Genomic DNA, 10,403 nt, shown 5'->3' on the forward strand with positions numbered 1-10,403 from the left:
CACACCTGCTATGTAGCGTTTCTCTTTTAATTCATGGGCATCCTTACCAGTACAAAGTGCTGCGGTGATTGCTGCTAGGACAATCGTAATACCCCCTACACAGGCGACTACTAACGAAGCTAGGCTTGTAATACTGACGATAGGCTTGGCTGGTGTGTCATAACCACTAAGATTAAGAATCGCCATACCAGGTAAAAACTGTCCAGTTAAGCTCACAAGAATGAGTGGAATCGCAAGGTTGAATACGGCATTCCACGTCCACTCAGGCCATATTACAGTAGGTATGGTAATGGCTAAATCTATATTGACAGGGTTCATTTTTCCTAATAGAACACTTAAAATGATACCGCATAGCAGTACCCAAATCATGGTATAACGTGGTGAAAATCGCTTGGCTACTAAGTAACAGCCAAGCATGCTAAATACGATAAATGGCATCGTATTGGTTGCTACAAATAACTCTAAACCAAATTGAAACAGGATACCTGCCATCATACCGGCAGCGATACCATTAGGAATCCATCTTAAAATCTTGTCAAAAGATCCAGTTGCACCTACTAAAAAAATCACAATCGCTGATACGATATAAGCGGCTATCGCTTCATTAATACTCATATTCGGAAAGACGGTTACCAGTAGAGCCGTACCGGGTGCTGACCAAGCGGTAATAATAGGGGTTTTATATTTAATAGATAAATAGATACCTGAGACGGCGGCACCTATAGATACTCCCCAGATCCACGATGCCATCATCGTTTCTGATACCTGCGCTGCTTGTGCTGCCTGAAAAAAGATAATTAAGGGGCCAGCATAAGAAATCAGTACGGCCAAAAAACCTGCTACGGTGGCAGAGATTGACCAGTCGTCTTTCAATGTGTGTATTACGTTTGCCATATTGCTTCCTTGCAAATCAGCAGCGAGTAGATAGTTCTCTGTTCAACGCTATGCTACTTAATAACCTGAGGAGAGAGATTAGCCTGCGTCACCACCGCCTACAGGGATAGTGCTTCCAGTGATATAGGAAGATTCATCAGAAGCCAAAAATGCGATGGTATTGACTTGTTCATCTATTGTGCCGTAACGTTTCATAAATGTGCTGTTGATGGTTTGATCAACAACTGCGTTCATCCAGCCTTTCTCCTCATCAGTTGAAGGCTTTGTATTACGTGGAATCTTTCTAGGCGGGGCTTCAGTACCACCCGTTGCCACTGCATTAACGCGAATTCCATCACTTGCATGTTCAAAAGCAAGTGATGCAGTCATGGCGTTTATACCGCCTTTTGCAGTTGAGTAGGGTATACGGTTGATACCACGTGTCGCGATGGAGGAAACATTAACGATAGTGCCAGATTGTTGTTTGATCATCGTTGGCAGTACCGCATGGCAACACCATAATGTTGGAAATAGTGAGCGACTAATTTCTTTTTCAATCTCTATCTCAGAGAAATTAACGAATGGTTTCATCCATATTGCACCTCCTACATTATTGACCAATATGTCAATACGACCGTAGGTATCAAGTGCTTTATCGATAACATCCCGTGCCCCTCGATAAGTCTCAAGATCAGCTTGGATTGTCGTCGCATGCCCGCCATTTGCAGTAATTTCTGTTAACACGTCTTCTACCAAAGGTGAGAAGTCTGCCATGACTATCTTGCCACCCTCATTTGCTAAGCGTAATGCGACCCCGCGACCGATACCTTGTGCGGCACCCGTTACGACACATACTTTATTATCAAAGCGCTTACTCATTGCTGTCTCCTAGAGAAAAGTATTCTATCGCTGTATTGTTTGAGCTATATTACTGCTCACTAGGTGTGAACTTTTCGTAATAAAAATTGCTAGGTTTGAGGCTACTTGTATCTAACCAATTACTAACGGCATCGACCATTGCCAGAGGACCACACAAATAGACATCAACATCGCCATCATTTAGCCAATCAGTTTCAACATGGCTGGTTACATAGCCTTTGCGCTTATGGACGCTTTCCTCGCTTGCTACACAGGTATAATAGTCAAACCAATCGTGGTTTTTCTTCACTTCTTCCAGTTTTTCAATCTCTATCAAATCAGCATCATTAGTAACACCGTAGACCATCTTGATAGGATGATGAGCGCCCGATATCTCTAAGCTTTTTAGCATCGATAAAAAGGGTGCGATACCTGTACCACCAGCTAAAAATACAGTAGGACGTACGATAGGACGTAAGTAGAAACTGCCGAATGGTCCTTCAAAGTCAATATCTTGACCTAGCTTGGCAATATCAGATAAAAAGGTACTCATTTTGCCATTGGGAATGTTACGGACGACAAATTCAGCTTGATTGGTACTAGGCATTGAGCTAAAAGAGTAGGAACGTGTCTCATCAGAGTCAGGGATGGTGATATTGACGTACTGCCCAGGTAAAAATACTAAGGCATCTGGGTTATCAATCTCAACGCCGAAGTGAATGGTGGATTCTGACAATACATTTAGCTGCTGCAGCTTACCTTTGAACACAGATTTGCTGACTTTGCAGGCTTCTGATGAGGTTGGCACTTTAATGACGCAGTCGCTCTCAGGAATCATTTGACAGGTCAAGACGTAGCCATCATTAGCTTCGGTTTCGGTCAGCGCCTCTTCAATATACATATCAGGATGCATGTCATAGCTGCCCGACTCACAATGACAACGGCAGGTACCGCAAGCTCCATCAAGACAATCCACAGGGATATTATATTTTTGACGATAAGCGGCTTCGGCGACGGTTTCATCATCTTCGCATTTGATAAATCCCGTGACACCATCTTCAAACTGTAGAGCTATGTTGTATTCCATGAGAAACATCCTTTTTCAATATATGGCTACTGACTAACATCACTATATTTTTGGTTGGCTCGTTGATACTTCATAAATTACCAACAAACTATTTTTAAATTTGATTATTTGTACTAGCTGGCAAGCATAAATAAAATCATGCGAACTCTAGACGTGATATACATCCATAATTTGATGTACGTAATCATCTTTTAATACGATGTATTTGTCCAAGATCTTTGGGCTAGCTTGATTCATGTCTATCTTGTATTTAGAGAACCCCCAATAAGTGTTGGTCTCATGATAACGATAAGACTTATTGATCCAGTTAAATCGGACGCTAACAATGCCGTCATTATCTTCAAGTAATTCGATATTAGATAGGTTATGTGTGGTGCGAGTATCCGGAATGGTTGCAGAAGAACGCTCAGTCTCGATACGGAAAATTCGATCTTCAAGCCCGCGACGATCAGGGTAATAAATCAGAGATATTTCGCGTTGCGGGTTGCTTATTAGCTCGCCATCGTCATCCCAACTAGGCATCCAAAACGGACATTCTTCGTCATAACAAGCCAGCCATTCTTCCCATTTTTTTTCATCAAGCAATCGTGCTTCACGGTACAGAAACTGACGCACATCTTCGATATTAACCGTTGCATTTTTCATTAGCGATATCCTTTTATATTTGTTCGTCCTGCAATAACTAGCAAGTTACTGGTCTAAGTAGGTAGCTAATATTAGCCTGCGCCATGTAGCTGCTGTTCTTGCTCTAGGGCTTTTTTCATCTCTTCATGCCAATATCGATGTTGCACGGTATACAATCCTTCATCTTCAGTCTTAGCTCCGCTTAACAAAGGCTTCAAGTCGATGGCTTTTGCACCTTCGTCAGCGCCTTCTATCCAGTGCTCAGAGCCACGACACATGTCGTTCCATTCTAGCTTAATGCCGTTATAACCTTGCTGGCATGAGCGGAATTCTTCTAAGTCATCTGGTGTTGCCATACCAGTTACGTTAAAGAAGTCTTCGTACTGACGGATACGACGAGTACGTGCTTCATCGCTTTCGCCTTTCGGTGCGATACACCAGATAGTGACTTCAGTTTTATCAACGGATATTGGACGTAGCATACGGATTTGCGAGCTAAATTGATCCATAATATAAACATTTGGATATAAGCATAAGTTACGTGAGCGTCCAATCATCCAGTCGGCCATTGCTTCACCATATTGGGCAACATAGTCATCGCGATACGCAAAATTAGGACGATCCTGCGGGTTTTCCCATTGAGTCCAAAGTAGTAAATGACCGTTCTCAAAAGAATAGAATCCGCCACCTTGACGACCCCATTTACCAGCATTCATGGCTTTAATATTGTCTTCTTTTTCCGCTTCTTGCTCTTTGCGACGTGCTGTTGTCGCAGCATAGTTCCAATGGACAGCTGAAACATGGTAGCCATCAGCACCATTTTCAGCTTGTAGCTTCCAGTTACCATCAAAGGTGTAGGTTGAGGTGCCACGTAATACTTCTAAGCCTTCTGGTGATTGATTGACAATCATGTCAAGGATTTTGGTTGAGCCGCCAAGCCAGTCTTCAATCGGTTCGACATCATCATTAAGACTTGCAAACAAGAAACCTTTATAATTGGCAAGTTTCACTTGCTTTAGGTCGTGAGAGCCGTCTTTATTAAAAGCGTCAGGATAACCTGCGCCGCGTGGATCTTTAACTTTAAGCAGCTTGCCCGAGTTGTTATAAGTCCAACCGTGAAAGGGGCACGTATAAGTTGCCTTATTGCCTTTTTTATGACGACATAATTGAGCGCCGCGGTGGGAGCAGGCATTGATCATACAATGCAGTTCACCTTCTTTATTACGCGCAACGATGACCGGCTGGCGGCCGATGTATGTTGTATAGTAGTCGTTGTTATCAGGGATTTGAGTCTCATGAGCCAGATAAACCCAGTTGCCTTCAAAGATATGTTTCATTTCAAGCTCAAACAGCTCTTCATTGGTAAAGGCACTGCGATGTAGGCGATAAATTCCTTTTTCTACATTTTCTTCTAAAAAATCATCGATAGCGATATCTGATCCTTCAGGTATTAGATTAATACGCTCGCTCATGGCTTTCTTCCTTGTAAATAACGGTGTTAAACGATGTTAGGGTATGACGCTTGATACGACAACTGAGTGCATATCAAGCGAAAATCTATAAAATTTAGTGGTTGCTAACAGTAGCTAGCGATACTCAATAATTAAGCTTGAGCACGGCGACGTTCAACTTCACTGCCTTGTACTGGCTTATCAATGTCTTTCACTAAATGAAAGTCAAAATCGATACTGGCATACGGCGCGTCCAGCCCTTTTTCTTGTAGCTTGTCAGCATCTTCAACCATCGTCACTTCTGGTACCAAGCCTTCACGGCTAGCAAAGGCAAAGTCATCCCACAGATACTCATCACCATCGATGTTAATCTGCGTGGTCAATTTGCGATGACCGTCAGCACTCGCGAAGAAGTGAATGTGAGCTGGGCGATGACCATGACGTCCTAGCGCGCCCAATATTTTTTGGGTCATACCTTCTGGCGGCACTGAGTAACCTAATGGGACGATACTGCGAAAAGCATAATGGCCGTTTTCATCAGTGATAATGCTACGACGCAAGTTAAAGTGCGACTGCGACTCATCAAAGAAAGAGTAATTGCCTAAGCTATTGGCATGCCATACTTCAACCTTGGCATTTGGCAATGGCTTGTCATCTTCGCCATAAACGGTCCCTTGCATGAATAGCACGGTGCCATTGTCAAGATCAGTGCCATCATCTAGACGCGCAAAGCCTTTTTCTTCTGGCGCACCAGCGACATAGAGTGGACCTTCGATGGTACGTACAGTGCCACCGTCAAGACCCGCCGCTTTTAAGTCTTCTTCAATCATTAAGTCCATGAAGTGATCAAAACCAAGGCCAGGAGAGAGTAATCCTGCCTCTTTGCCTAAATCCCCAATGAACTCAACCCCAGACCAGTATTCATCGGCCGTGATTTTCAAATCATTGATGGTTTGCATGAGGTCGGTTACGATACGTAAGACAATGTCTTGTATACGTGGGTTAACTTGTTCAGGAAAGTCAATTTTACCTTTGATGAACTGAGTGGCTAATGCTTCAATTTGGCTGCGTTCCATGTCTCTCTCCTTGTTGAGGACTATTTAAAAGGTAGTTATAGCGAGCACTCTTACTCAAAATACATTCATTCATTGCTTATTTTTGGCAATAGGTGTCCGTTGGTCTGGTATAGACCAATAATTGTTAAAAAATAGATTAAGGCGATCTTGGGATGCTATTATTTGATTAACATCAACGGTATTAATGAAATCTAGTAATAGCGTTATAGGGCACTAACTATCATCATCGCGAATAGAAGAGGGATGACGAAGTAAAGGGGTGACCTCGACTTTCATATAAGGGTAAAGTGGTAGCGACATCATAATGTCATGTAGTTCTTCATTACTTTCGACATCGAAAATACTAAAGTTAGAATACTCTCCCGCTAAGCGCCAAATATGACGCCACTTACCTTGTTCTTGCAGTTTGTGTGATAGTGCTTTTTCAGCTTGCTTAAGTTCACTGACCTTATCAGCATTCATATCTGTCGGTAACAACACATCCATTCTGACGTGATATAACATAATTATGTCCTTATACTTTATGGGTAGTTATATAGCTGATATTTGGTCTTTATCAGCACTTATTGCGTGGAGCTTTTAGTAGAGGTCTATCAGACCCCAGCGTGAGAGTCGCTTACGTAAGTTCTTAACGACATCGGATTTGAGGATGATAAATTTGATTGTCTGGCATAGTGATATACTTTGTCACTATCTACTTCTATACCTATACCCGCGCCAGTTGGAATAGTTAAACCAAAATTTTGATAATCAAGCGGCTGAGCTAGGATATCCTCTGTTAATAGCAACGGGCCAAACAGCTCCGTGTCAAAGTTCAGACTAGGATAGGTAGAGAACACATGCGCTGATGCAGCAGTACCAATGGGTCCTTCTAGCATCGTCCCGCCATAAAGCTCGATACCCGCTAGATGTGCCATTTGTCCAATGAGACAGGCGGCCTTCAATCCGCCGGCTTGATTAATTTTTACAGCAAAGACATCGGCACAGTGATCCGCTGCCAATTGGAAAGCATTATATGGATCTTGCACAATTTCATCAGCCATAATAGCCACGTCGAAGTGTTCAGCTAAACGCTTTAGGGCTGATTTATTACGCATCGATACTGGTTGCTCGATTAAATCAACGCCGCCGTCCTGCAACAGACTAATCCCTTTCATAGCTTCAAGCTCTGTCCATGCTTGATTAACATCAACGGTGATGCGGCAATCGGGTAAAGCTTGTTTAATAGCTAATACATGGGCAATATCATCAAGAATAGGGTTGCTACCTATTTTTAATTTAAAAATTCGATGTTTTCTTTGTTCAATCATTTGATGAGCTTCAGCGATATCGGTATCAGTATTTCCGCTAGCAAGCGTCCATGCGACTTCGATACGATCACGGACGCGACCACCGATGAGCTCGCTGATAGGTAAGTTGAGTCTTTTGCCTTCGATGTCGAGTAGAGCAGTTTCAATCGCGCATTTTGCAAAACGATTACCGCTGATGTGGGTGTTCAAGAGCTGCATTGCTTTTGCTGTACTTGTAGGCTTCTCTTTCATCAAGAGAGGGGTAAAGTAAGTATCGATATTGGTTTTGATACTATGAGGACTTTCTTCAGCATAACTTAAACCGCCAATCGTCGTTGCTTCGCCCCAACCTTCGTAGCCATCTTCGGTTTGGATATGTACCAGAACCAATACTTGTTCATTCATCACGGTACAAGCAAGTTTATGCGCTCGAATAGTAGGTATTGGTACTAGTAAAGTATTAATTGAACGAATCATATCTGTCCTTAGTATAAAATTTTGGCTTCCTTATGCTTAATAAGAACTATAGGTGTTAAATATCGACATGTCTAAGACCTATTTAGTCTTATTTTAATACTTTTTAGGTATTTTGTTGAAAGGTAGGTATCATGTTATGTTCTTTAAGTATGGACATTCTGTATATGAAGTAGGTGATAGAAAAAAGGGAAGAGACTAGAACGACTTAGGATAGAAGCAATAGAAAGTCAATCAAGGAAGAATAATGGAACTTAGGCATTTACGCTATTTCATAGCCGTGGCAGAAGAAAAAAGCTTTAATAAAGCAGCTGCTCGTTTGTACATCTCGCAGCCACCACTTAGCCGGCAAATAAAACAATTAGAAGAAGAGATTGGCGTTACGCTTATTGATAGGGAGAACCGTCCCTTGAAACTCACTGAGGCTGGCGAGTTTTTTTATGATCATGCGACTCAAATTCTAAAAAAATCAGACGACCTGCGTACCATGACTATTCGTAAGGGAAATTTCGATAATTCGCTTTCGATAGGTTTTGTATCGTCTATATTGTATGGCATATTACCGAGAGTGATATCACGTTTTAGAGAAGTTCATCCGAATATCGAGGTTAAATTATATGAGCTAAACTCCTGGCAACAAACGCAAGCATTGACAGAAGGTAAGATAGATGTAGGTTTTGGCAGGTTGTTATTTGAAGATGCTTCTATCAGGCGAATGGTGCTTAGAGAGGAAGATTTAGTAGTGGCTGTTCCTATAGAACATCCCTTATCAAAAGAAAAATGCAACAGTTTGAGCCTTATTGATTTAACAAATGAAAATCTCTTACTCTATCCAACAGCACCGAGGCCCAGTTTCATTGATTATGTATTGGAATTATTTGAAACCCGTAATTTGAAAGCGAACTATTTTATTGAAGTACGTGAATTGCATATTGCCTTAGGGTTGGTAGCAGCAGGTGAAGGTCTGACTATCGTACCAAAGACACTTGAGCATTTACGTCATCAAGAGATAACCTATATACCATTTGAAGAGGGGATACTAACTTCGCCAATTGTGATGAGTGTCAGGCATTTCGATAAGTCTGAATTATTGGAAACGCTATTAGATGTTACTTATCAAATTTACGATGAAGAAGGCTTTGTTTATAAACGTGAGAAGATTTGAACATATATGAAATCCCGAGCCCATCTCAGATTCTGAGGAGCCCATTCCAGATTCTGTGTAACTACCATTTATATTAAATGCTTTCAGTTACCTTGACCCAAAGGTATCCTGTTAAGTAATCCACTACAGATATTATCAGCTAAATATTTCTCATGGCGATAGGTTGATATAGTAATTGCTAATACTCAAAATATGGTTAGAGTGCCATATTTATGTTTATCAATAAAGCCAACCACCACTCTTGCTTAAGATCTTCATTCACGTGATTAAGCTCCTCAATATGTTAACCTTAACTTTTTTACTGTTCTACTTAATATGCGAACATCGTACTATATAATCTCAAGGGCGTATTTCTGTGTGTTCATTATCGTATTCTCTCAAAGTGTTAAAACTTTGACAATATTGGGTCGGTTTAGTTTTCCCAAGGATCAAAGTTAGCCCAAGCGTAGACATAGCCGATAATCACTAAGCTATCTACTTCGTTTTTAGAAACTACCTCATTTGGGTAATTTATATTCTTACTCTGAAGAAGCAAGCTGCCATCTGATTGGCTAAATAATGTTCTCATACCATAGAAATCATATCTTCTAATTAAATAAATTTTGCCATCTCGAATTGTCCGTTTGCTTAAATCGACTGAGCACTGGGCACCTCGCATGATCACGGGCTCCATGCTGATATCTTCTTGACTATAATATAATGTCTTGTCAAGTTGAGTTTTTGATCGCTCTGCAATTTCAGAGGGTGATCTTAGTGATTTGTTCGAGTATTGAAAGTTAGAAATGAAATTAGTTGAATTGAAAAGCTTCTCTATCTCTTTCAACGTATCTCTGTTTTCAAGCATATTATCCACTGTTATATTTGATTCAAACCATCTCTCATATTTCTCTTCTTCATATGCTTCGATTTGCTTTTCTTGTTCGGCAGATAATTCAAATTGATGTTCATGTTCACAATACATACGATCTTCAAATTCGTCACGTAAATACCGGATGCTATATGGAAGCTTAGGATCTAATCCTAATTTTTTAATGTAGATTTGCCTATTATCTTCTTCTACTGAATTTAGATAGTCCATTGCATCATCAATGTCCGCATAAGAAGAGTAGGGATACTCACCATTTAAAATCCAGTATTCGGGTTTATCTAAAACTTGAGAAAGACGAAGCAAGTATTCTCCACTTGGGCAGGCTCTTCCTCCAAGCCATTTTGAGACACTTGATTTTGAGACACCTGTGGTCTTTACAATGTCTACTTGTCTAAGACCTTTATCATTCATGCATCTCTTAATTCTAGCTGCAACTTCCTTCAGGTATTCACTCATAAAGCATTCTCTAATTAAGATTTCATAAAAGTTTCCCTAATGTCATTTTAGCACAGGAAACTTTTATGTGAAATTTTATTTAAACGAGTTTTTACGGCACTTTTATATTAAATATCCTTTGTATAAAGCCTATATTTAATCAATTTTAGAATTTAGGAAACTTTAACTTGATTTAAAAGTTT

10 protein-coding genes are annotated in these 10,403 nt (G+C 40.8%); 1 reads left to right on the forward strand and 9 read right to left on the reverse strand.

Annotated features, from left to right (window positions below; all coding sequences use genetic code 11):
- From CXF61_RS00520 to CXF61_RS00555, 8 genes are all read right to left on the reverse strand, one after another.
- The coding region (locus CXF61_RS00520) for a benzoate/H(+) symporter BenE family transporter (protein ID WP_165596766.1) at positions 1-894 on the reverse strand (894 nt) is incomplete at its 3' end.
- A gap of 78 nt (positions 895-972) precedes the next feature.
- Positions 973-1,752, reverse strand: a complete 780-nt coding sequence (locus CXF61_RS00525) for a 1,6-dihydroxycyclohexa-2,4-diene-1-carboxylate dehydrogenase (RefSeq protein WP_165596767.1) — start codon at positions 1,750-1,752, stop codon at positions 973-975.
- Between the two features lie 49 nt (positions 1,753-1,801).
- On the reverse strand, positions 1,802-2,827 hold the full coding sequence (gene benC / locus CXF61_RS00530) for a benzoate 1,2-dioxygenase electron transfer component BenC (RefSeq protein ID WP_264755649.1): 1,026 nt from the start codon (positions 2,825-2,827) through the stop codon (positions 1,802-1,804).
- Between the two features lie 138 nt (positions 2,828-2,965).
- The gene (gene benB / locus CXF61_RS00535) at positions 2,966-3,472 is read right to left on the reverse strand and encodes a benzoate 1,2-dioxygenase small subunit (RefSeq protein WP_413775317.1); all 507 of its coding nucleotides are present in this window, start codon (positions 3,470-3,472) and stop codon (positions 2,966-2,968) included.
- Positions 3,473-3,534: 62 nt separating this feature from the next.
- A complete protein-coding gene (benA, locus tag CXF61_RS00540; RefSeq protein ID WP_165596769.1) occupies positions 3,535-4,914 on the reverse strand; it encodes a benzoate 1,2-dioxygenase large subunit in 1,380 nt (459 codons plus the stop codon).
- 131 nt (positions 4,915-5,045) lie between these two features.
- Positions 5,046-5,969, reverse strand: a complete 924-nt coding sequence (gene catA, locus CXF61_RS00545) for a catechol 1,2-dioxygenase (protein ID WP_165596770.1) — start codon at positions 5,967-5,969, stop codon at positions 5,046-5,048.
- A gap of 213 nt (positions 5,970-6,182) precedes the next feature.
- On the reverse strand, positions 6,183-6,473 hold the full coding sequence (gene catC / locus CXF61_RS00550) for a muconolactone Delta-isomerase (RefSeq protein ID WP_102077926.1): 291 nt from the start codon (positions 6,471-6,473) through the stop codon (positions 6,183-6,185).
- A gap of 89 nt (positions 6,474-6,562) precedes the next feature.
- Complete coding sequence (locus CXF61_RS00555; RefSeq protein WP_102077927.1) at positions 6,563-7,735, reverse strand: muconate/chloromuconate family cycloisomerase; 1,173 nt, start codon at positions 7,733-7,735, stop codon at positions 6,563-6,565.
- A 244-nt stretch (positions 7,736-7,979) separates the two neighbouring features.
- Between CXF61_RS00555 and CXF61_RS00560 the strand changes: the two genes are divergently transcribed.
- Complete coding sequence (locus tag CXF61_RS00560; RefSeq protein ID WP_165596771.1) at positions 7,980-8,897, forward strand: LysR family transcriptional regulator; 918 nt, start codon at positions 7,980-7,982, stop codon at positions 8,895-8,897.
- A gap of 412 nt (positions 8,898-9,309) precedes the next feature.
- Here CXF61_RS00560 and CXF61_RS00565 read toward each other — a convergent pair whose 3' ends face one another.
- A complete protein-coding gene (locus tag CXF61_RS00565; protein WP_102077929.1) occupies positions 9,310-10,221 on the reverse strand; it encodes an XRE family transcriptional regulator in 912 nt (303 codons plus the stop codon).
- Positions 10,222-10,403 lie beyond the last annotated feature (182 nt).

The organism is Psychrobacter sp. 4Dc (assembly GCF_002836715.1).
Classification (GTDB): Bacteria; Pseudomonadota; Gammaproteobacteria; order Pseudomonadales; family Moraxellaceae; genus Psychrobacter.